This window comes from Dyella sp. M7H15-1 (assembly GCF_004114615.1).
Classification (GTDB): domain Bacteria; phylum Pseudomonadota; class Gammaproteobacteria; order Xanthomonadales; family Rhodanobacteraceae; genus Dyella_B.
The window spans coordinates 404,099-427,029 of record NZ_CP035300.1 but is presented as its reverse complement, the minus strand read 5'-3'; the positions used below and the strand labels follow the sequence as shown (position 1 = coordinate 427,029).

Sequence of the window (22,931 nt, the reverse complement as noted above, 5' to 3'; positions counted from 1 at the left end):
GAGCTCTTCACCATGAAACACCTGTCCGCATCGAAGCTGCTGCAATTCGCCATGGCAGCCTGCCTGTTGCTCAGCTCCGCCGCCGCCTGGGCCGCCAACGACACGCCAATAGGAACCTGGCGACAGGTCGATGACGAGACCGGCAAGGTGAAGTCCATCATTCAGATCACCGACAACAACGGGGAACTACAAGGCAAGGTGCTGCAAGTGCTGTTTTCCGAAGACGGCCCCCATCCGTTGTGCAAAAAATGTGGTGGCGACAGGAAGAATCAGCCGGTGGAAGGCATGACCATCATGTGGGGCGTGCACAAGAATGGCGACGTGTGGGATGGCGGCAAGATCCTCGATCCGAAGAGCGGCACGGTTTACAAGGTCAAGCTGAACATGGGCGGTGGCGGACAGAAGCTGGATGTGCGCGGCTATGTCGGCTTCTCGTTGCTGGGTCGCAGTCAGACGTGGTTGCGGTCGCCGTAATGGCGTGCCGCGACAAGCGTAAAAACATCACGATTCCATCACGCACTTCAATCAGCAACGCCAACTACCACCCCAAAGAATGCGAATAAACATATAGACGTGCAAACACACAAAACCCCTTCAGCCCGCCGCGACATCCCGGAGCACAGCCGACGCCGCGTGTCATAATGCAAGGCCCATCTGGAGTCATCGTCATCCATGAGCCGACGCCTACTCGTCACCCATGCCCTGCCCTATGCCAACGGCCCGCTGCACCTGGGCCACATGCTGGGCTACATCCAGACGGATATCTGGGTTCGCGCGCAGCGGATGATGGGCAGCGAGGTGTACTTCGTGGCGGCGGACGATGCGCATGGCACGCCGATCATGTTGGCCGCGGAAAAAGCCGACCTGTCGCCGGAAGCCTTTATCGAAGGCATCCGCGCCAGGCATGAAGCCGACTTTGCCGACTTCCACTTCAGCTACGACAACTACTACACCACGCACTCGGACGAGAACCGCGAACTGGCGTCGCTGATCTACACACGCCTGTGCGATGGTGGATTTATCGCCAAGCGCAACATCCAACAGTTGTTCGACCCCGACAAGCAAATGTTCCTGCCAGATCGCTACATCAAGGGCGCCTGCCCGAAATGCGGCACGCCGGATCAGTACGGTGACAACTGCGAAAACTGTGGCGCCACCTACGCACCGACCGATCTGATCAATCCATACTCGGTAGTCTCCGGCGCCACGCCGGTGCTGCGCGACTCGGAGCATTATTTCTTCGAATTGGGCAAGTTCGAAACGCTGCTGCGCGACTGGTTCGGCGGCAAGCTGACCGGCGGCGCACCCGTGGCAAACGCCGGCGTGGTCGCCAAGCTGAAGGAGTGGCTGGATGGCGGCCTGAAGGATTGGGACATTTCCCGCGATGCACCCTATTTCGGCTTTCCGATTCCCGACGCACCCGGCAAGTTCTTCTACGTGTGGCTGGATGCGCCCATCGGCTATCTCGCCAGCTTCCTCAATCTGTGCAACAAGGCCGGGTTGAAGTTCGACGACTTCCTTGCGTCGGACAGCGCTGCCGAAATGCATCACTTCATCGGCAAGGACATCATCAACTTCCACGGCCTGTTCTGGCCTGCGATGCTGTATGGCGCGAAGCTGCGCACCCCAACGGCACTGCACGTGAACGGCTATCTCACCGTGAACGGCGCGAAGATGTCCAAATCGCGCGGTACTTTTATCCAGGCGCGTACCTACCTGGAATCCGGCTTGCATCCGGAGTTCCTGCGTTACTACTTCGCCACCATGCTGAGCGATACACCGGTCGACGTGGACCTGGACCTGAAAGCGTTCGAGGAGCGCGTCAATTCGCATCTGATCGGCAAGTGGGTGAACATCGCCAGCCGCACCGCGGGTTTCGTGCACAAGTTCTTCGAGGGCCGCCTGGCATCGCACTTTTCCGAAGAACAAAATGAACTGTGGCGCGTGCTGATTTCGCATTACGAAGGCGTACCGACACTGTATGAAAGCGGCGAGTTCGCCGAAGCCATGCGCCGTTTCGTGCTGATCGCCGACCTGGTCAACGGCCACATCGCCATCAAGGCCCCGTGGGTGATGGCCAAGCACGAAGACCAGCGCGAAGAGCTGCACCAGGTGTGTTCATTCTCGCTTGCCGCCTTCCGTTTGCTCGGCGGCCTGCTCAAACCGGTGTTGCCAGCGACGGTGGAGGCAGCCGAGCAATTCCTGGCCGCGCCCATCGCCGATTTCGATTCGGCCTGCGCCACGCTGCACAATCACACCATCCATGCGTTCAAACCACTGCTTTCGCGCATCGTTCCCAAGCACATCGAAGCGATGGTCGAGGCCTCCAAAGAATCGCTGGGTACCACGCCCGAGCCTGAACCAACCGCCAAGAAACCTGCGAAGAAAGACAGCAAGCCGATGACTGAAACTGCAACGTCCATCACGCAAGATGCCGCTGTGATCGGTATCGACGATTTCGCCAAGCTCGACCTGCGCGTGGGCAAGGTGCTCGCCTGTGAATTTGTCGATGGCTCGGACAAACTGCTGCGTTTTGAATTGGATGCCGGTCCGCTTGGCAAGCGCCAGATCTTCTCTGGCATTCGTGCCGCATACGGCGCGCCGGAAAAGCTGATCGGCCGCAATGTGGTGTTTATCGCCAACCTTGAGCCGCGCAAGATGCGTTTTGGTTTGTCTGAGGGGATGATTCTTTCCGCGGGCGATGGCGGTAGTGATTTGTTTCTGCTGGATGCGGATCAGGGGGCGAAGCCTGGGGCAACTGTTCGCTAACTCCACCAATGACGGCGGGGTAAAATTAAAGCGTTCTACAAGGTCAACATCCACCGCCCCCTTGGCTGCCCATGCCCACCCTCGCCGACCGCATCGACGCCCTGCTCCCGCAAACGCAATGCGAACAATGCGGCTACCACGGCTGCCGTCCCTATGCGGAAGCAATCGCTAACGGCGAGGCAGAGATCAACCAATGCCCACCCGGCGGCAGCGAAGGCATCGTCAAACTGGCCGCGCTGCTCGGCCGCGCGCCGATCCCGCTGAACCCCGAAAACGGCGAGGAAAGGCCGCGCACACTCGCCCGCATCATCGAAGCCGATTGCATCGGCTGCACCAAATGCATCCAGGTCTGCCCGGTCGATGCCATCGTGGGCGCCAACAAACTGATGCACACAGTGGTCGCCGACGATTGCACTGGCTGCGAACGTTGCGTGCCCGCATGCCCGGTTGACTGCATCGTGCTGGAACCGATGTCGCTGGAACAAGCCAACGATCCGGAGCATGCGGACGCGGCACGCCGACACTTCCAACGACGCGAGACAAGGTTGGCGGCACAGCAAGCCAAGCGTGACGCCGAACTGGCTGCGCGCAAGGCACAAGTACATGCCAAAAACGCCCGCCAGAGCGTACTGGATGCCCTGGCGCGAGCGAAAGCAAAAAAACAGGAGCCCAAGGCGTGAAGAAAGCGGATGTGATCGAACTGTTTGCGCGACTGCGCGAACTCAATCCGCATCCCACCACGGAACTGGCTTACACCACGCCATTCGAATTACTGGTGGCCGTGGTGCTTTCCGCACAGGCCACGGATGTCGGTGTCAACAAGGCGACTCGCAAGCTCTATCCGGTCGCCAATACCGCGCACGCCCTCCTCGATCTGGGTGAGGAAAAGCTCAAGCGCTACATCAGCACCATCGGCCTGTTCAATGCCAAGGCGAAGAACGTCATCGCACTGTGCAAGCTCCTAGTCGAGCAATACGACGGCAAAGTGCCGCGCACCCGCGAAGCACTGGAAGCCCTGCCCGGCGTGGGTCGCAAGACCGCGAATGTGGTGCTCAACACTGCGTTCGGACATCCCACCATCGCGGTGGATACGCATATCTTCCGCGTCGCCAATCGCACGGGACTGGCCCCCGGCAAAGATGTGCGCGCGGTCGAAGACAAGCTAGAAAAGGTGATCCCGCCGGAGTTCAAGCAGGATGCGCATCACTGGCTGATCCTGCATGGACGTTATGTGTGCAAGGCGCGCAAGCCGAATTGTCCGCAGTGCGCGATTCGAGATCTGTGCCGCTACAAGGACAAAACGACCGCGACGTGATACCCCTTCCCATTGGGGAAGGGGTTCGCTCTTGCACCCACCACTCACGCGGCATGAAGTTCGAGGGTTCGATCAACTCAAGCAACATGGCTATGCTGCTTTGCGCAATCCCTCCACGCGTCGGTGCAACGCATTCCAATCCACGACCAATTCGCAACCACGCGCGGGTGCATTGCGGCCCCAGTCGGTGAGCAACTCCAGGCAAGCCTGATCGACATGGTTCAAACGCTCCACTTCCACCAACAAACGCGTATTCGGCGGTACGCGCTCCAACGCGCGAGCCAGCGCAGGCACTTTCAGAAAGGTCGCCGAACCATCCAGTTGCAGCAACTTGGTACCCGGCTCAGGATGCTGATCCAGTCCGACACTGAGCCTTGACGATTGCAAGGCCAGGCGCAACAAGGACAAGGCAAACCCGATCAACACACCGGCCAGCAGATCCGTGGCTACGATGGCAAGGGTGGTGGCCAGATAGATCAACGCAGTACCACGACCATAAACCGCGAGGCTGTTAATCTGCTTGAGATTCACCATCTTGATACCGGTGTAGACCAGGATACCGGCCAGGCAGGCCACGGGCGTCATGCGCATCAGCCACGGCAACAGCATAGCGAATACCAGAATCCAGCCACCATGCAGGATGGTGGCCATACGGGTGGCCGAGCCGGCTTGCACGTTCGCAGCACTGCGCACGATAACGCCAGTCATCGGCAACGCACCTAGCACACCGCAAATCAGGTTGCCGACACCTTGCGCGGTCAGCTCGCGATCGTAGTTTGTGCGTGCTCCGTCATGCATGCGATCGACGGCAGCGGCCGAGAGCAGCGTTTCCGCACTGGCGATCAGTGCAAAGGTGAATGCAGCGACCAACAACGATGGTTGCGCCAACGAAACCAAGCTATCGAAAGTTGGCAGCGAGATGGCGGCAAATAGATTCGATGGCACATCCACCTTTTTCACATCCGCACCCAACCCTTGCACGGTGGCAGTCACGGCTACCACAGCCAGCAAGGCCCCTGGCACAAAACGCAAGGATGAAGGACGCAGTTTTTCCCATCCAAGCATGATCGCAATAGTCGCCAGACCCACCAGCAAGGCAACCGTGCTGCCGCCCTCACCGCTCATCGCATCCATGAAGGCGCTTGGCAAGGCTGCGAAGTTCTCCAATCCACGCGCCTTGGGAATAGCATCCATCAACACATGCAACTGCGAAGCAACGATCAGGATGCCGATACCCGACAACATGCCTGCCACCACCGCCGGTGACACCATGCGAAACCACACACCAAGCTTGCCCAGACCGGCAACCATCTGGATGAGGCCAGCAAGCAGCACCACCGGACCCAACGCGACCACCCCGTGTTCACGTACTAACTCGAACACCAGCACCGCCAGACCCGCGGCAGGGCCGCTGACCTGGAGGGGCGATCCGGCGATCGCCCCCACTACCAAGCCACCCACGATGCCAGTGATCAGGCCTGCCGCAGGCGGCATGCCCGACGCGATGGCAATGCCCATGCACAAAGGCAGCGCCACCAGAAACACCACGATCGAACCGAGCAGATCCCGGCCGAACAGCCCTTGCGAAACATATCCTCGTATCACGGCATGACTCCTTATGCCGCCGATGCGGAAAACCGCATGTGTGGTGTAGCCTCGGGCAAGTCTTCCATACCCGGCTTGAGGGTGACAAAACGCCCTTCCTGCGCGTCGAACGCTTCAAGTTCCGCATGGGCAATGTCGTAAACCCAGCCGTGAATGCTCAGGTTGCCGCTGGCCATCGCCGCCGCCACTACGGGCAATGTACGCAAATGCTCAAGCTGTCCGACGACGTTCTCTCGCGTCAGGTAGTGCAGGCATTCATCGTCCGAAAGTCCCGAGGTGTTCTGTTCCACCACATAGCGGGCTACATCGGCATGCTTGAGCCATGCCGCGACCGAGGGCATCTCACGCACCAGCTCCGGTTTACCCAGCGCTTTCATCGCGCCACAGTCGGAATGGCCGCAAATAACGATGTGCTCGACCTTGAGCACTCGCACGGCATATTCGATCGCCGCCACCACGCCGCTTACGTGCTGCGCGTAGGGTGGAACGATATTGCCGATGTTGCGATAGACGAATAGTTCGCCTGGCTGCGCGTTGAACATCAACTCCGGCATCACGCGCGAATCTGCGCAAGTGATGAACATCGCGCCGGGACTCTGGCCCGAAGCGAGCTTTTTGAACAGCTCACGCTGTTGCGGAAACACTTCGTGGCGAAAATGCTCAAAACCATGAATCAAACGCTTCATTAAAAACCTCACAGTGCAATAGATTGCGGTGGTTATCACCACCGTTCGAATGAATAACGCGATATGCGCAACGCGCAAAGGCACGCGCCTCGACATGTTGCGATGCGCTTATTGGCTGAATGGAAAAATCGGCGGCAAGCAAGTTGCCGCAGGTATCACGTGAGCTTGGGGGGCCGCAGTAAGAAAGCGACCGGCGCGGAATAAGGCGCAATGCTGGCGCTCAAAGGCACCGCGAAGAGGAAATAATTCAACGAAATACGGACCGGAAGCAGCAACACCGGCTCGTCGTCGACATCGTTATCGTCAACAAGAACCATGCCGCAACCCGACAGATCATCGGTCACTTTGTGCCATGTACCATCGCTGCTTACAGCGTGCGTATCGGGGATGTCGGCGAGCAAGGCGTGCGGCGTCACGTCGTACGCCGAGGCATGGGTATGGACGTGCGTGCTGGCAACCGCACCGACATTCATCAGCAAGAGTGCAATGAATGCGCAAAGTACGAAAAGCAATGAACGAATGCGGTGGCATGACAGCATGATGCAAGGCTATCGGATCGCGATGGTGCGCTGCAAGCTAAAGTACATCCGAAGATGAATGCGCAGCATGGCAAACATTCACGTTTGATGTCTTTTCAAAGGCGATCATACAAAAGTAAAACGGCGGGCTAAAGCCCGCCGTTTTTCCATCCTTGGGTCGAACTCCGTTGCGATAACTGCTGCAGCTAGTGTGGTGTTTCCCATGGATCAGAACGGGTAGTAACGGAAGCTGGTGAAGAACATATTGTCCGAGGCGGTCGGCGCATGGCCCTTGCTGTCGGTGAACAGTTGACGCGAAGCATGCGAGAACTGCGTACCGAACTGCACGCGGCCGAACTTGCCCTGATAGAACTTCCACCAGAAGCCCATGCTTTGCTCGGAAACCTGGCGGGTCTGGCCCGTGCAATCACTGGGCGCGCCGTAGATCAAGCAGTCGCTGTTGTTGTAGCCGAGCAGCGGGGAGCCATAACCAAAGGCCAGGCCATTCGCCCCAGTGGTCAGGTAGCTGTCCTGCTGTTCGCGGCCACCCGTGACATACACATCGAGGTCACTCGTGGCATGCCAGGTCAGCGTGCCGAGCGCCATGTTTTCCTTCAACGGATGCGGGGCGCCGCTCGGGTTATACGTAATATCGTTCAAGCCGGTCGTACCGTAACGGCCAATGCCCTTACCGCTCATGCCCGAGATCTGCAGATCAAGCACCTTCGGCACCAGCGGCAGCACCATGCCGATACCGAAGCCGCCGCCATGCGCGCTCTGGTTGGTGGTCGCTTCGGGACCGCCATGGGCGGTCGTCGGCGTGACGCGAGTGGTGAATTCGCGCGACAGGCCGAAGATTTCGTAGTGGCCCCAACCCGGATCAGCCACGAACTTCACGATGATGTCGGGAACGTTGTTGAGCGATACTGTGTTGAGCTCGTCATACAGACTGCCGGCCGCAATGGTGGCCGTCGACGTTGCATAACCCTTGGTACCCGGACCCGCTACGGCGCCAATACCGGCGGTTTGCGGATTTTCCACCGAGATACCCAACCACCACATCTTGTCCCAGTCCTTCACAAGGCGGATCTGGGTCTGGCGAGCCCAGGTGAAACCCGCCTGGTATTGGGCGTCGATGGTGGGTGGCAGCACTTCCTTGGTCGGGGCGATGCCGACGCTGTCGAGAGTCAGCAGCGACCAGGCCTGACCAGCCAGTAGGTGCAGGCCGTAGGTGTCCCAATCGATGTTGGACCACAACTGACGTACGCGCATGTTGAACGAGTTGCTCTCGTTCATGTTCGCCGTCTGGGCCCCGCCGAGAAAGTCCGTCTCGTAGTAGCCCGTCACATGGGTCGTGTCGTTGATGTCGCCCTCTGCCTTGATGCTCAGGCGACTTTGGCGTGCGCTGTATAAGAACTGGTCGTTCTTGGCATTGGTGACAGGGTAGGAAGTGGTCGCGCCGCTGGTGGTGTTGATCGGCGCGGAGCTCGTACCGCCCTGGAACGGAATGGCGGTGAATCGGGTAGCCACGTCATCAGCCGTGTCGCGCGAGCGGTACACCGATTCAGCGGCCAGGAAGCCGCCGAAGGTCCACTTCACGCCGCCGAGACCACCCAGGGTGTCACCGGTCTTGACCTGCTGCGCAGCCTGCTGCACCTGTGCCTGCGTGGCAGCCATCTGAGCCTGGGTGGTCTGCACCGCCTGCGCGGTCTGCTGTTGAGCTTGCGTCTGGGCCTGAGACTGCGACTCCAGATTCTGTACTTTCTGCTCCAATGCCGCGATCTCAGCCTTCATCTGTGCCAGTTCAGCCACGCTGACCGTCACTTTCCGGGACGTTTGGGCAGACTCAGCCGTAACGCTGGTCAAGCCCAAACAGGCAGCGATGGCCACCGTGAGCATCTTGGAACGCATGTTGTTATCTCCGCTTTATTGATGAATCGCCGGCGTCTCTAGATTTCCCCTGAGAGTCCGCCGGCGGTTGTCGCGCATCATCGAGCGGGAGCTTTACCGTTAGATGGATGTTATGTGACAGAACAAAGACAAATCATACGGTCTGTCATTTACGGAAGCTCTGATTTATCGAGATCGCCAAGTAGCCGCATTCATGGTGCTTCGTTGATCGGGGGGCGAGGACGCAAGCTTGAAATTTGCCGAGTACGGCAGGCTTGCGCCCTCGCCCCCCACCTTCCCCACTCTTGTTATGCTTTACGGATGGAGCAACTCAACAACAGTCTTGCGGCCCGAATGGCCGATCGTTTCCGCGGCTTCCTGCCGGTGATCGTGGATGTGGAGACCGGCGGATTCGACACCAAGCGCGATGCTCTGCTGGAGATTGCCGCCGTTACCGTCGGCATGGACCAGGAAGGCAATCTTTATCCCCACCCCGCCGTTTCCACTCACGTGGAACCTTTCCCTGGTGCCAACATCGATCCGCAGGCGCTGGAAATCACCGGCATCGATCCGGAGAACCCGCTGCGCGGCGCGCTTGACGAACGGCTAGCTCTGGACCATATCTTCCAGGCCGTGCGCATGGCTGTACGACACCATGAATGCCAACGCGCCATTCTGGTGGGGCACAATGCGGCTTTCGATCTGGGCTTTCTCAATGCGGCCGTACGCCGCGTGGGGCACAAGCGCAATCCGTTCCACCCTTTCAGTTGTTTCGATACCGCCACTCTGAGCGGGCTAGCCTATGGGCAAACCGTACTCAGCAAAGCCGTGCTGGCCGCCGGTTACACCTTCGACTCGCGCGAAGCCCACTCGGCGGTGTATGACGCCGAGCGCACGGCGCTGCTTTTCTGCCGCATCGTCAATCGCTTGCGCACACTGGAAGTGCTTGAGCTGGAGCGCGTAGGTGCCGCGCTTCCCGAATAAAAATCACAAGAATTTGCGATTGTCATCAACCTGCAATATTCGTCACATCTCATTGCAACACCTAGACCCTGCAATACACGGGACTGAAGGATGTCTTTGCATATGGCATGCCGTAGCGCATCGGCCGCCATGGCTCAAGGCATCCCGTAGGCATTATTCGCCACTTCTCTCCCAAAGGAGCCTTTGTGTTGACCTTATTCAAACTCCCGTCCCGCCTCAGCGTGCTCGCTTTCGCGGTTGCCGCCTCCGGGTTCGGTATGATGGCCCAGGCCACCGACATCACCGGTGCTGGCTCCAGCTTCGTTTATCCGGTCATCTCCAAATGGTCGGCGGCTTACGCCGAGAAGACCGGCAACCACATCAACTACCAGTCGATCGGTTCGGGCGGCGGCATTGCGCAGATCAAGGCAGGCACCGTCGATTTCGGTGCGTCAGACAAGCCGCTTGAGCCGGCTGACCTGGCCAAGTTCGGCCTGGGCCAATTCCCCGACGTGATCGGCGGTATCGTGCCTGCCTTCAACGTCGCCGACGTCGCCCCGGGCGCGCTGGTGCTGGACGGCACGACCCTCGCCGACATCTATCTCGGCAAGATCACCACCTGGAACGATCCGGCGATTGCCAAGCTCAACCCCAGCCTGCACCTGCCCAGCTCGCGCATCACCGTGGTACACCGTTCGGATGGCTCGGGCACCAGCTTCAACTTCACCGATTACCTTTCCAAGGTCAGCCCGGAGTGGAAGTCGAAGGTCGGTGAAGGCACCGCCGTGAGCTGGCCGACCGGCATCGGCGGCAAGGGTAACGAAGGCGTGTCCGCTTACATCAAGCAGATTCGAAACTCGATCGGCTACGTCGAATACGCCTTCGCCGCCACTAACAAACTTGGCTACGCGAAGATGAAGAACGCCGCCGGCAACGTGGTGGAACCGACCATCGTCAGCTTCCAGGCTGCCGCCAACACCGCCGACTGGAAAAGCGTCAAGGACTTCAACCTGCTGATGACCAACGCCCCGGGTGCCGCGGCCTGGCCGATCACCGCCACGTCGTGGGTGATCATGTACAAGACACCTAAGCATGCCGCGAACACCAAGGTTGCCTTTGACTTCTTCAAATACGCGTATGAGCACGGCCAGGACGCGGCCCACAAGCTCTACTACGTACCGTTGCCCGACTCGCTAGTGCAACAGATCGAACAATACTGGTCCAGCGAATACAAGATGTAATCTCGCCTTATTTCGCCCTCTTCCTTTGGGGAGAGGGCCGGGGTGAGGGTGGCCTTGCGAACAGGTTGAATCGATACATGTGTACCCATGTAACTCCGCTCCAAGATTGTCCCCTCACCTCGATCCTCTCCCCAAAGGGGAGAGGAAGAAAAGCGACAAACCTGCGACGCGCGCAACGGCCGGTTGCGCGCGTCGTTCTAATTGTTAAAGACAACTGCGGAAACGCCTCAGCATGCAAGCGACAAGCGCCGAACCGCTCGCCCGTGATACCGAACATCGTTCGCGCGCCGATGCCCGTCACGACTTCATTTTCCGACTGTTGCTCCGCTGCTGCGCGTTGATCGTGCTGGCCGCGCTGCTGGGAGCGGCACTCTCCACGCTCTGGGGTGGCAAGGACATCCTGCTCAAGGATGGTTGGCATTTCCTGTTCAGTTCCGAATGGGATCCCGTCAACGATCGCTATGGCGCACTGGCACCCATCATCGGTACGCTGGCGACTTCGCTGATCGCGCTGCTCATCGCGGTACCGATCAGCTTCGGCATTGCCCTGTTCCTGACCGAGATCGCACCCAACTGGATGCGCGGCCCGGTAGCCACCGCCATCGAATTGCTGGCGGCGATTCCCTCCATCATTTACGGCATGTGGGGCTTGTTCATCTTTGTGCCCTTCATGGCGACCTACGTCGAACCCTGGCTGGGCGAGTACTTTGGCAATACATCCTTGAGCGGTGGCGAACAGTTCTGGCGCATCGCCATCGGCACCGTTATTTTGTTCATGCCGATCCTGCCGATGTGCTATGGCCTGCTGCACCGCTGGATTCACGGTATGGCCTTGAACGCGGTGGCGGTGATCCTGGCGCTGGTCGCGAGCACATCATTGTCTTATGTGCTGATGTTGAGCGTGCTGCCGAATTTGCTGAGCGGACCGCCGCTGGGCCTGGGCCTGCTCACCGCCGGCATCGTGCTGGCGGTGATGATTCTACCTTTCATCTCATCAGTGATGCGCGAGGTGTTCCGAACGGTTCCCGCGCGTCTCAAGGAATCGTCATACGCACTGGGTTCCACTACCTGGGAGGTGGTGTGGGATATCGTGCTGCCCTATACCCGCTCGGCGGTGATCGGCGGCATCTTCCTGGGACTCGGCCGGGCGCTGGGTGAAACCATGGCGGTGACCTTCGTGCTGGGCAACTCGTACAACATCACCGCGTCGCTGCTTATGCCAGGCACGTCGATCTCGTCCAGCATCGCCAACGAATTCAACGAAGCGGTTGGCCTGCATCGCTCCGCGCTGATAGCACTAGGCTTCCTGCTGTTTGTGGTGACCTTCATCGTGTTGATGATCGCGCGCCTGATGCTGCGCCAACTGGCTCGCAGGGAGGGGCGCTAATGTCCCTCGTCTACGCTCGCCGCCGCATTACCAACATCATCGCGCTGGCGCTCAGCGGTTGCGCCACCCTGCTCGGCCTAATGTTCCTGGCCTGGATCCTCTGGATCACCGCGCAGAATGGTTTTAGCGCGCTGAAGTTCAGCCTGTTTACCAAGATCACCGCTTACGGCGCCGATGGCGGTATGTCCAACGCCATCGTCGGCAGCCTGATCATGGATCTGATGGCGATTTTGATCTGCGCGCCGATCGGCATCCTGGCCGGCACCTACCTGGCCGAATACGCCAGCTCTACGCGCCTGGGTTCAGCGATCCGCTTCCTCAACGACATCTTGCTGTCCGCTCCTTCGATCGTGCTGGGTCTGTTCGTGTACGTGATCGTGGTGCTGCCCAGCAATGACATCACCCAAGGCGCCATCACCTTCTCCGGTTTCGCCGGCAGCGTCGCGCTAGCCCTGATCGGCCTGCCGGTGATCGTGCGCACCACCGACGAAATGCTGCGGCTGGTGCCCGGCACCTTGCGCGAAGCGGCGCTATCGCTGGGCATTCCACAATGGAAACTGACCATGCAGGTGCTGATACGCTCGGCGCTCTCCGGCATCCTCACCGGCGTACTGCTAGCGCTGGCCCGTCTTGCCGGCGAAACCGCACCGTTGCTGTTCACGGCCTTCGGCAATATGTACATGACGGCGCATCCGCTGGACAAGATGGCCAGCCTGCCACAAACCATCTATCAATACACCAACGATCCGGACCCGGCCTTGCACGCGATTGCGTGGGCTGGCGCGCTGTTGATCACTCTATTCGTGCTAACGCTGAGCCTGCTGACCCGCATCCTGTTTTCGCGCAAGAAGGTGAGTTATGAATGACCTCGCCGCCGCCACCGCGGCGCCCCTGACCGGTGCCGCGGTGCCTGCCAAGATCAAGGTGCGCGATGTGCACTTTTACTACCACGGCTACCATGCGCTGAAAGGCATCAACATGGATATCCCAGAGAAGCAGGTGACTGCGATCATCGGGCCATCCGGTTGCGGCAAGTCCACCCTGCTGCGCATTTTCAACCGCATCTACGCGATCTATCCCAAGCTGGAAGCCAAGGGATCGATCAAACTCGATGGCGAAAACATCCTTGATCCCGGCTACTCGATGAACCGCCTGCGCACCAAGGTCGGCATGGTGTTTCAGAAACCGGTGCCGTTCCCGATGACCATTTTCGAAAACGTGGCCTACGGCATTCGTCACCATGAGAGGCTCTCGCACACCGACATGGAAATCCGTGTCGAGCAGGCACTGCGCAGCGCTGCGCTGTGGGATGAAGTGAAAGACAAGCTCAAGCAGAGTGCGCTGGGCCTCTCCGGCGGCCAGCAACAGCGCCTGTGCATCGCGCGAGGCATTGCGCTGCGCCCGGAAGTGCTGCTATTGGACGAGCCGACTTCGGCGCTTGACCCGATCGCCACCGGCCGCATCGAACAGTTGGTGGAAGAACTCAAGCACGAATACACCATCGTGATCGTCACCCACAACATGCAGCAGGCCGCGCGCTGTTCCGACCGTACCGCCTTCATGTACCTTGGCGAGCTGATCGAGTTCGACAACACCGAAAAGATCTTCACCAAGCCTGGCAAGAAGCAGACCGAAGATTACATCACCGGTCGCTTCGGTTAACGGCGCGAAGCGCCCACCTTACTCCCCTCTCCCCCATCCCTAATCAAAAATAGGGGAGAGAGTAGAGTGAGGGGCCAAGCTCGCGAGAAGCAGCGCCAATGTGACATCCGCATGCGCAAATCATGAGTCCCCTCCTCCACTCCAACTCCAACGAGGCAATACCCATGACCGGCAGCAAGGAACACATCATCAAAAGCTACGATGACGAACTGATCCGCCTTACTGGCGAACTGGTTCGCATGGGCGAGCTGGCGGTGAGTCAGCTCGAGGCCGCCATCGATGTCGTGGACCGCCGCGACGAACGCGCCGCGCAGCACGTCGTCAACAACGATGACGCGATCGACCATCTGGAACAGGAAATCAGCCACGATGTAGTGCGATTGCTCGCCCTGCGCGCCCCGATTGCCGGCGATCTGCGCAACGTCTTCGCGGCATTGCGCATTGCCGCCGATATTGAACGCATCGGCGATTACGCCGCCAATGTCGCCAAGCGCTCCATCCCCTTGTCGATGGCCGCGCCACTCACCCCCACCAGCGGCCTGACCCACCTAGCCGAACTGGCCGCCGAGGAAGTGCGCGAAGTGCTGCACGCCTATCGCGACCGCGACGCCGAGCGTGCCTACAAGGTGTGGCAGAACGACGTGGAACTGGACGAAGCCTATACCGCCTACTTCCGCGAACTGCTCACCTACATGATGGAAGATCCGCGCGTGATCACGCCGTGCACCCATCTGCTGTTCATGGCCAAGAACATCGAGCGTATCGGCGATCACGCAACCAACATCGCTGAGAACGTGTGGTTCCAGGTGAAGGGCGAACCACTGACCGCACAACGCAACAAGCGCGACCTCACTTCCAGTCCGGAGCCGGTAAAGCTTGGCGATCGTCCCGATTGATCACGTGTCGGCGCGTAGCGGCAAGTCGGCCGTTACGCGTCAACCGTCAGCTTCAAACCGACAATACCCAGCAACACCAACCCAACGCACAGCAATCGTGCAGGCGTGGCGGGATCGTGAAACAGAACGATGCCCAGAATAACGGCGCCCACGGCGCCAATGCCGGTCCATATCGCGTAAGCAGTGCCAATCGGCAACTGATCGCGGCATCAATACGCTTTTGCCGTTGAACGGGCACAGGCAGCACGCATCCGTCTGCTGATCACGAATACAGCACTGCCTGACGTGACACCCAAAACTAAATTGTTCAGAGCATCCCTAAATCCCGGGAACTCCAATTTCCTGGGATTCCGGCTTACTTCTACGTGTTTAGTAACCCGATATACTCCCATATTTTTTGCTGGATGTTATCTTCTTTAGATACCGGCATATAGCCCTCCGACAATATACTGAGTGCCGCCGTAAGTGCACTCCTAGTAAGAAGCCTCTTAGTGTGTGCCTCTCTTATAACCATCTCGACATGCTTCAAAATATTTCTATTATGCACGCGCCGCGACGAATCATTGTCTTTAAGGCTTAATTCCCTAGCCTTTCCGACGACGATATCTAAGAACTCGTTCGCTACTCCCGTCATGTAACGCCGCTCATCACGAACATCCTGCGTCACGGCGCTTTTCGATGCCTCACGTGCTTTTTGCACAGTATCTGATCTGTGAAAAAGACCAGCCGCATGCCGTTCATAGCCGTTAGAAAGCAAGTTCATAGCTTCCTCGATATGCGTGTGTTTTGTTGCCCCGGCCAGCATACGGTCAACCACGTTAAGAAGATCCCTATTTGCTTTTACGGGGACAAAATGATTCGTTCGCGCGTTGCTGACTACGTCAAGTCGAAGACGTTCCGCCTTGACCTTCACTTGCCGCTTTTCAGCTTCCTCAAGCGCCGCGTGCATCACAGGGAAATCGCGTAATTTGTCCAAACCACGCGCTTTGCCCTCTATCATGAGAGCTTCCATTAATCGGCTGGCCGGTTGATTATTAGGATCATTCAAACAGCGTGCAATGTAATCTATTTTACCTTGTCTTTCACCGGGATCTTGCTCATGCGAACACAGATGCTCCATGCTCGCCGCCAACTTTTCAAATTGAAAAAATAGTGAACTTTCAGCAATGTTCGTTTCATCAATGCCATCGTCATGATATTGTGATGTCCATTCCCGTAACGGGTCATTCTGGAAATATAGCGTCCCAAGAAGCTGTAATGATTTAAGCGGAATGCCTTTATGATCCGCGTATTCGATCATTTTTGAAAGGTCTTCTAGATGCTCGTTGACCACGGAACGGAAATGCAAGATTTGCTGAGTATGCTTCCTGGCCTCGAAGCCCCCTGCGCAATTCGAAACGTCTAAGAGTTGCTCGTCGTCAAGTGCATGGAGTGCCTGGGGAACTGAGTCAAACTCCACCTCGACCTGGTGAGGACGATTCTCGGCGTAGCTCTTCATATCGCGATATGACTGATCTTTAAGAGCCTGCTGCTCTGATTTTGGAATACTGAAATTCAGTGTTCCACCCAGCATGCCGTTGTAGTTGCCATGCTCGGTAGTCAGCGCGACCGGCACAATGTTCGACGATCTCTCCGATAACCTCACATTCACGTAACCGTCATTTCTGCTATGTTGACGAACCGTCAACACATCCTCGAAACTCGACCCGCCCCCCCCTTTTGGATAGCGCTGAACTTGTTCGCGAGCATCTTCACCAAACATGAAGATGAGATCCGTTTTTTGAGGAATAGGCCCCTCTACAACAGGATTGATTGTGTGAGGAGCTGGCGTGTTGTTGAGAACGCCGCCGTCTTGGCACTTAACTTTCTCGCCATTCGCCAACGTAAGAGTCACGGGCTTGAAAACACCCGGAAATGCGCCAGAGACGTGCGCAGCCAAGGCAACATCCATATTTGGCTCGGTATCTGCGCTGAGTACTAGCAGCTCACTATTACTGGATCCGCGCAATACCGTGGCAGTCACGGCAAGCTCTTTGATTTCGGGAATGAATTCTGACAACTGCTTGAGGGTGCCAAACGTCACGCCCTTAAGTTCTTGGAGCTTGAGATCAGTATAGATTTTGACTACAGCAAGCTGACTTTCTTGGGAAAGGTCGTTAAACGCATCTGACCTTATAAAGGAATCGACCCTCTTGTATACGCTATCCTTTAGTACACGACGCATCGTCTCTTCAAATTTTGTCCCAGGCGCTTTAAAGCTGTCGCCAACAAAGAGTGCGCTGAACCCGTGCTCGACAACACCACCAAACAGTTTCTTAAAATCCAGCTCATCTAGCAGCTGATTGAACTCATCTTGCGAAACACCGCAGGCGATCATCGCAGCAGTCATTGCACCAGCCGATGCGCCATGCACCTTTTTTACTTCACTAAGTACACCAGTCTCTTCCAGTGCCCGGACAGTTCCGCCGTAAGCAATACCCTTGTTGCCACCACCCGAAAAAGTCAGATCTTCGATCGGAGGACGGTCAATACTCAGCGTGGCTTTGCCGTCCTGTGTTCTAATAATGGTGATATGTCGTCTGCCTGCATTTTCTACTAGTGACTCACCCCGATCTGAACTTGATTTGTTTACATATGCGTTATGGTCGCCGAGCTCTTTGCTCGATTCGACAGAGGATCTGGATGGAAAACGATTGATGGAGGGTGAGATATCCATGAGTACTTTCATTTAAGTATAGATTTGATGATGGATTATGTTGCGCGCTTCGGCGCTTATCCATCAGGTAAATGACTGATATGTTCCTGCCCTGATCTTGCCCGTCTTTGACGAACACCTCGTCAAGCGATTTGGACTGCCCTGGAAATTACGGCACTGCCCCTGAGGCTACTCCACGTTTAAGTTAGTAAAATCAACAACTTGGATCATGGTCGAATGGACTAACAGTGCGCGCATGGCGCATTCTTCACGGTGACGAAGCCGAAAGAAGAGTGCTCGACCCATATGCGCAGACAAAAGTATTGCGGAAGTGTTTGTCGCTCACTGAAGGCCATTCATACACTGAGGAGAAGATCGCTAATGCAAGCCGTTGACGCCCTGCTGACAGGTCGACGATTGATATTGATGGACATGGCCTGCGCATGGCCGGGAGCCGAGCGAGTACGGGCACCCTTGAAGGCGTTGGACCGCTTGCTAAGTAATCAGCACCTCTGACTCCACGCGTGTGGAAGACGCTATTTGCCGATAAACCGATGCGCTCCGATCTACATCATGCGCAGAGGGGCATCAAAGACACCGTGTAGCGAGCGCTTACGCCTCATTGCGGATTTCGGCGATCGTTACCGAAATGGTCGGTCACGATGGGCCGAAATACGCACATCATCAAAGACTTCGATGGAACGAAGCCAGGCTTCGCGCTGCGTGTCATTGATCTCGCCCAGGTACAGCACCTGGCGTTGCACCACCCGCCCGCCTGTACAGCGACGACTATCCACCACGCTCCAGTAGCGATGTTCTTTACCGTCTTTGAACCGCCGGCTGCATTTGAGGTACATGGCGGTTATCGATGGTAGGTACGGCGACGGACAAGGGAAGAGGCAGGGTCGCCACTACAAGCGATTTTGCCCTTCGGGCCCCTGTAATGTGTTGATCTCATTCGCGGCGCATGCTGCCGAGCTCAGAAAAATCGGGAAAATTGGCGGCCAGTTGCGAAAGTCGGGCTAAAAATGTGATCAAGAAACAGGCCTTGATCCGGGGGTAACCCAACCTACGATTGCGCATTCATCGTGGCTTTACATTATGCCCAGTTTCACGCGCCTCACGCCGCAAACGCATCCCGCGCCCAATGCCATACATGCCAATCAGCAACCACGCCACCTGCATGAAAAATGCGGGAGCATTGAACGCGCCAAACAACAACGACAGCATCACGCCAATCGCACCCAGCACATTCATCAGCTGATAGACCAAACCGTTGCCGTGCAGCTTGCGAGCCTGCAGCAACAAGAAGGCCAGCAGCACCAGTACCACGCCGACATAGCCCGCCCAGTCATGCCAGGTAAAAGTCATCGTGCACTCCTTTGGCGCAACGCCTCAAACAGGACGACACCCGTGGCCACGGATACATTCAAGCTTTCCATGCTGCCTGGCATCGGAATCTTCGCCACGAAATCGCAGGTTTCGCGCGTCAACCGGCGCATGCCCTCGCCTTCGCTGCCAAGCACCAGTGCCACTGGCCCTTTTAGGTCGATATCGTAGATAGACTGTTCTGTATCACCAGCCAATCCGGTGATCCACACACCGGCATCCTTCAAGGCACGAAGCGCGCGAGCAAGATTGGTGGCAGCCACCAAAGGTACGCGATCCGCACCACCAGCCGATGCTCGACGCACCACCGGGGTAAGACCTACTGCACGATCCTTGGGCACGACAACGGCAGTGACGTTGGCTGCCGCTGCACTGCGCAAACAGGCGCCAAGGTTGTGCGGATCGGTGACGCCGTCGAGTACCAACACCAACGCATCGCCACCCACCTTTTCCAGCAAACCGAGCAAATCGTTCTCACCAGCCATCGGCGGCGCCTGGTAGAGCGCGACAATACCTTGGTGGCGCGCTTCACCGGCCACGCGATCGAGCTGCTCGCGCGGACGGTGATGCACTGGAATCTTCAGTGACTTGGCCAGCTCGGCCAGTTCATGCACGCGTGCGTTGCGCTGGCCATTTTCCACCAGCACTTCGCGCACGCGCTCGGCATCGTTGCTCAATGCGCCTTCGACCGGGTTGATCCCGACGATCCAATTTTCGCTCATCGTTTGCCTTTCGGTTTCTGCGTGCGGCCCTTGGCTGCACCTTTCTTGGCTTTGCTGGCAGCCTTGCCGGTTGCCGACTTGCCTTTGCGCTTGTCAACCACCGCTTGGCCTTTCCCCGCCGAAGCCTTTTTTGACGGTTTGGCGGCACCGTGTTTTACCTTGGCACCATCGTTCACCGGCAAGGGGGGTAGCGATGGCAACGTCTTGTGTGTCGGTGGCAGCGAGTAACGTTCGCCAGCCGCTGCGTAGTCGTAACGCTTGTCTGTCGGGGCCGAAGCGGGTGTGGGCTTCTTGCCCGGCTGCACTAGCCGGAAATCGATCTTGCGATCTTCCAGGCTGGCACGCAGCACCTGCACACGCACATGATCGCCCAGGCGGAACTGCAGCCCTGTACGCTCACCCTTCAGCAAATGCCGCACGGGATCGAAGTGGTAGTAATCGTTGGAAAGCTGGCTGATATGCACCAGGCCCGACACCTTCGATTCTTCCAGTTCCACAAACAGGCCATACGACGTGACGCCGGTAACGGTGCCGTCGAACTCTTCACCGATGTGCTTGGCCATCCAGGCGCAGCGGAAACGCTCATCGACATCGCGCTCGGCTTCTTCGGCCCGGCGTTCGCGCTGCGAGCAATGGATGGCCATCGCCGCCATGGTCGCTTCCGGGTAATCGTACTTGGCGGGCTTGCCACCCTTCAGGGCATGACGGATCGCCCGATGCACCAGCAGATCGGGATAGCGACGGATCGGCGAAGTGAAGTGCGCGTAGGCCACCAGCGCCAGGCCGAAGTGGCCGCGATTGTCAGGCTGATACGCCGCCATGCTTTGCGCACGCAACAACACCGACTGGATCAGCTCGCGCTCGGGGCGATCCTGCACCATGCGCAGCACGTCGGCGAAATCGCCAGGCGTCACCTCTTCCACCGACGGCATGCGCAGTTTGAACTCACGCAGAAACTGCTGCAGGTCTTCGTATTTCTCGACCGGCGGCGGTTCATGCGCGCGGTAAAGCGCCGGAATCTTGCGCTTCTCCAGAAACAGCGCCGCCTGCACATTCGCCGCGATCATGCACTCCTCGATCAGTTTGTGCGCATCGTTGCGCTCAACGGCGCCCGCTGCTTCCACCTCGCCAGTCTGATCAAGGCGGAACTTCACTTCCGGCGTTTCGAAATCGATCGCGCCGCGGCGGCGGCGCTGCTCGGCCATCGCTTTGTACAGCGCGTGCAGGTTCTCGATCTGCGGCAACACATCGGCGACTTCGTGCCGCGCATCCGCATCGCTCAGGCCGATCGCCTGCCATACCTTGTCGTAGGTCAGGCGTGCGTGTGAACGCATGACTGCCTCATAGAACTTCGATTTGATCACCTCGCCGCTGGCACCGATTTGCATATCGCAAACCATGCACAGGCGCTCCATCTTCGGATTGAGGGAACAGATGCCGTTGGACAAGGTCTCTGGCAGCATCGGCACGACAAAGCCGGGGAAATAGGTAGACGTGCTGCGCTCGTAGGCTTCCTTGTCCAGCGCACTGCCAACGCGCACGTAGTGCGACACGTCAGCAATCGCCACCACCAGCCGCCAACCGCCACCGCGTTTGGGCTCGGCGAAGACCGCATCGTCAAAATCCTTCGCATCGGCGCCGTCGATAGTGACCAGCGGCAACTTGCGCAAATCGACTAGACCCTCACGCTCAACGGCGGTCACTTCCGGCTCGATCTGCGCAGCTTCACGCAGTACCTCCGGTGGCCATTCATGCGGCAGGTCGTGGCTGGCAATCGCCATTTCCACCAGCAACGAGGGTTGCAGGCGCTCCCCCAGCACTGTGCGGATCTCACCCAGCGGACCGCGCTGGGCCGTCGGTGGATCGGTGATCTCGGTAACCACGATCTGGCCGGAGCGCGCGCCCTGCTCCTTGCCGGGCGGGATCATCACGTCCTGATGCAAACGACGATCGTCCGGCACCACCACCGTGACGCCATTATCGATCACCACCCGCCCCACTAGTCGTGGCGAGCGGCGCTGCAGCACTTCGACAATCGCACCCTGCCGGCGCCCACGGCGATCCAAGCCCACCACGCTGGCCAGCACGCGATCGCCGTGCATCACGCTGCGCATCTGGTAAGGCGATAGGTAAAGATCATCGCCACCTTCGTCCGGCCGCAAGAAGCCATAGCCTTCTGCGTTGGCGAGCACCACGCCAGGAATCAGATCCAGCTTGCGCGCCGGGGCATAGCCGCCACGCTGGCCCAGCAGCAATTGGCCATCGCGCACCATGGCGTTGAGCCGCTTGGCTAAAGCAGTGATGCCGTATTCGTCATGCAAGTCCAACGCTTGGGCAATACGCGCCTCGGTCAGCAGCTCCCCGCGCTCCTCCAGCAGCGACAGGATCGCTTCGCGGCTGGGAATCGGACGCTCGTAGCGCTCCGCCTCGCGTTGCGCGAAAGGGTCGTGGGGCCGTTTCGGAGAGGGCGCTTCAGCAGCCCTCGTATGACGTCCGCGCTGCCCGCTCTTGGGAGCTGTCACGCGAACCTTGGACGTCTTGGCCGCTTTGCGCGGCGCCTTATCCTTACCTGGATGCTTTGTTTTGGTCATGCCTTAGTATCACAGCGATGAGTAATGAGATGAATGGTTTTAGCAAACAGCCAGCCAAATTAGCATCGCCGCGACACTCACCGCGAAGAAAGAGTTGACAACCTATCCGAGGATACCTACCCTAATTGGATCGCACAGATCGAAAGTCTAAGCGACACCTGCCCAGGTGGCGGAATTGGTAGACGCACTAGTTTCAGGTACTAGCGGGTAAAACCGTGGAGGTTCGAGTCCTCTCCTGGGCACCAACAGAAAGCTAAAAATAAGCTGTTTTCGCAGTATTTGGTGCGAAAATGGTGCAGCAACAAGAAACCGGCCTCACGCCGGTTTTGTCGTTTCTTACTCTCGCGAAATATGTGTCGTGACGTGGCCGGCGCAGCATCACGGCTTGGGAAGGAAAATAGACCGTCGCCTGCTTGGCCAGCCCGCCGTATGCGACGCATGCGTCGCGATCGATCTGTTATTGCGCCAACTATCCTACGAATCAACGCAGAAATCGTTTATCAGCTCCTGCGCGCCAACATGGGGCCAACGCTGTAACGCCGCCGGCGTCGCTGTAGCTGCTGACGCGCCACGGTGAACTGACGGCGGATATCGGCTACCGC

19 protein-coding genes, 1 tRNA gene and 2 pseudogenes are annotated in these 22,931 nt (G+C 58.1%); 12 read left to right on the top strand and 10 right to left on the bottom strand.

The window, feature by feature from the left end:
* The first annotated feature begins 12 nt into the window (after positions 1 to 12).
* The 4 genes from EO087_RS02175 to nth all read left to right on the top strand — a co-directional run bounded on the left by EO087_RS02175 (position 13) and on the right by nth (position 4,084).
* The gene (locus tag EO087_RS02175; RefSeq protein ID WP_128897446.1) at positions 13 to 474 is read left to right on the top strand and encodes a DUF2147 domain-containing protein; all 462 of its coding nucleotides are present in this window, start codon (positions 13 to 15) and stop codon (positions 472 to 474) included.
* A 198-nt stretch (positions 475 to 672) separates the two neighbouring features.
* Positions 673 to 2,769: a methionine--tRNA ligase gene (metG, locus tag EO087_RS02170; protein ID WP_128897445.1), complete on the top strand. Its 2,097-nt coding sequence runs from the start codon at positions 673 to 675 to the stop codon at positions 2,767 to 2,769.
* A 71-nt stretch (positions 2,770 to 2,840) separates the two neighbouring features.
* Complete coding sequence (locus EO087_RS02165; protein WP_128897444.1) at positions 2,841 to 3,449, top strand: RnfABCDGE type electron transport complex subunit B; 609 nt, start codon at positions 2,841 to 2,843, stop codon at positions 3,447 to 3,449.
* Positions 3,446 to 4,084, top strand: coding sequence for an endonuclease III (gene nth, locus EO087_RS02160; RefSeq protein WP_128897443.1), 639 nt, complete (start codon positions 3,446 to 3,448; stop codon positions 4,082 to 4,084). The genes EO087_RS02165 and nth overlap by 4 nt, the downstream gene beginning before the upstream one ends.
* 90 nt (positions 4,085 to 4,174) lie before the next feature.
* Here nth and EO087_RS02155 read toward each other — a convergent pair whose 3' ends face one another.
* The 4 genes from EO087_RS02155 to EO087_RS02140 form a co-directional block, all read right to left on the bottom strand.
* The gene (locus EO087_RS02155; RefSeq protein ID WP_128897442.1) at positions 4,175 to 5,689 is read right to left on the bottom strand and encodes a SulP family inorganic anion transporter; all 1,515 of its coding nucleotides are present in this window, start codon (positions 5,687 to 5,689) and stop codon (positions 4,175 to 4,177) included.
* An 11-nt stretch (positions 5,690 to 5,700) separates the two neighbouring features.
* Positions 5,701 to 6,375 (bottom strand): carbonic anhydrase, encoded by a 675-nt coding sequence (locus EO087_RS02150; protein ID WP_128897441.1) that lies wholly within the window; start codon positions 6,373 to 6,375, stop codon positions 5,701 to 5,703.
* A 155-nt stretch (positions 6,376 to 6,530) separates the two neighbouring features.
* On the bottom strand, positions 6,531 to 6,887 hold the full coding sequence (locus EO087_RS02145; RefSeq protein WP_128897440.1) for a hypothetical protein: 357 nt from the start codon (positions 6,885 to 6,887) through the stop codon (positions 6,531 to 6,533).
* 234 nt (positions 6,888 to 7,121) lie between these two features.
* Entirely contained in the window at positions 7,122 to 8,804 is a 1,683-nt protein-coding gene (locus EO087_RS02140; protein ID WP_128897439.1) for a hypothetical protein, read from the bottom strand.
* Positions 8,805 to 9,104: 300 nt separating this feature from the next.
* Here EO087_RS02140 and rnt point away from each other — a divergent pair, with 300 nt between their 5' ends.
* The 6 genes from rnt to phoU all read left to right on the top strand — a co-directional run bounded on the left by rnt (position 9,105) and on the right by phoU (position 14,932).
* Positions 9,105 to 9,767, top strand: a complete 663-nt coding sequence (gene rnt / locus EO087_RS02135) for a ribonuclease T (RefSeq protein ID WP_128897438.1) — start codon at positions 9,105 to 9,107, stop codon at positions 9,765 to 9,767.
* A gap of 185 nt (positions 9,768 to 9,952) precedes the next feature.
* Complete coding sequence (gene pstS / locus EO087_RS02130; RefSeq protein WP_128897437.1) at positions 9,953 to 10,987, top strand: phosphate ABC transporter substrate-binding protein PstS; 1,035 nt, start codon at positions 9,953 to 9,955, stop codon at positions 10,985 to 10,987.
* Between the two features lie 232 nt (positions 10,988 to 11,219).
* Entirely contained in the window at positions 11,220 to 12,374 is a 1,155-nt protein-coding gene (locus EO087_RS16570; protein ID WP_128897436.1) for an ABC transporter permease subunit, read from the top strand.
* A complete protein-coding gene (gene pstA, locus EO087_RS02120; RefSeq protein ID WP_128897435.1) occupies positions 12,374 to 13,240 on the top strand; it encodes a phosphate ABC transporter permease PstA in 867 nt (288 codons plus the stop codon). The genes EO087_RS16570 and pstA overlap by 1 nt, the downstream gene beginning before the upstream one ends.
* Entirely contained in the window at positions 13,233 to 14,036 is an 804-nt protein-coding gene (gene pstB, locus EO087_RS02115) for a phosphate ABC transporter ATP-binding protein PstB (protein WP_128897434.1), read from the top strand. The genes pstA and pstB overlap by 8 nt, the downstream gene beginning before the upstream one ends.
* 164 nt (positions 14,037 to 14,200) lie before the next feature.
* Entirely contained in the window at positions 14,201 to 14,932 is a 732-nt protein-coding gene (phoU, locus tag EO087_RS02110; protein ID WP_128899771.1) for a phosphate signaling complex protein PhoU, read from the top strand.
* Between the two features lie 32 nt (positions 14,933 to 14,964).
* On the opposite strand, the pseudogene EO087_RS02105 reads toward phoU, so the two are convergent.
* A pseudogene (locus EO087_RS02105) lies at positions 14,965 to 15,129 on the bottom strand (SMR family transporter); the annotation flags it as partial.
* A gap of 164 nt (positions 15,130 to 15,293) precedes the next feature.
* Positions 15,294 to 17,648 (bottom strand): patatin-like phospholipase family protein, encoded by a 2,355-nt coding sequence (locus tag EO087_RS02100; RefSeq protein WP_164931737.1) that lies wholly within the window; start codon positions 17,646 to 17,648, stop codon positions 15,294 to 15,296.
* Between the two features lie 272 nt (positions 17,649 to 17,920).
* On the opposite strand from EO087_RS02100, the pseudogene EO087_RS16565 reads away from it, so the two are divergent.
* Positions 17,921 to 18,140 (top strand): annotated as a pseudogene (locus EO087_RS16565) (IS4 family transposase); the annotation flags it as partial.
* A 128-nt stretch (positions 18,141 to 18,268) separates the two neighbouring features.
* Here EO087_RS16565 and EO087_RS02095 read toward each other — a convergent pair.
* The 4 genes from EO087_RS02095 to rnr form a co-directional block, all read right to left on the bottom strand.
* Entirely contained in the window at positions 18,269 to 18,484 is a 216-nt protein-coding gene (locus tag EO087_RS02095) for a hypothetical protein (protein WP_128897431.1), read from the bottom strand.
* 226 nt (positions 18,485 to 18,710) lie between these two features.
* A complete protein-coding gene (locus EO087_RS02090; RefSeq protein ID WP_128897430.1) occupies positions 18,711 to 18,998 on the bottom strand; it encodes a hypothetical protein in 288 nt (95 codons plus the stop codon).
* Entirely contained in the window at positions 18,995 to 19,738 is a 744-nt protein-coding gene (gene rlmB / locus EO087_RS02085; protein WP_128897429.1) for a 23S rRNA (guanosine(2251)-2'-O)-methyltransferase RlmB, read from the bottom strand. Before rlmB ends, EO087_RS02090 begins: the two co-directional genes overlap by 4 nt.
* Positions 19,735 to 22,329 carry a ribonuclease R gene (rnr, locus tag EO087_RS02080; protein WP_128897428.1) on the bottom strand — a complete coding sequence of 865 codons (2,595 nt, stop codon included), beginning with the start codon at positions 22,327 to 22,329 and terminating at the stop codon, positions 19,735 to 19,737. Before rnr ends, rlmB begins: the two co-directional genes overlap by 4 nt.
* A 160-nt stretch (positions 22,330 to 22,489) precedes the next feature.
* On the opposite strand from rnr, the gene EO087_RS02075 reads away from it, so the two are divergent.
* Positions 22,490 to 22,574, top strand: a tRNA-Leu gene (locus EO087_RS02075).
* The last annotated feature ends 357 nt before the right edge of the window (positions 22,575 to 22,931 follow it).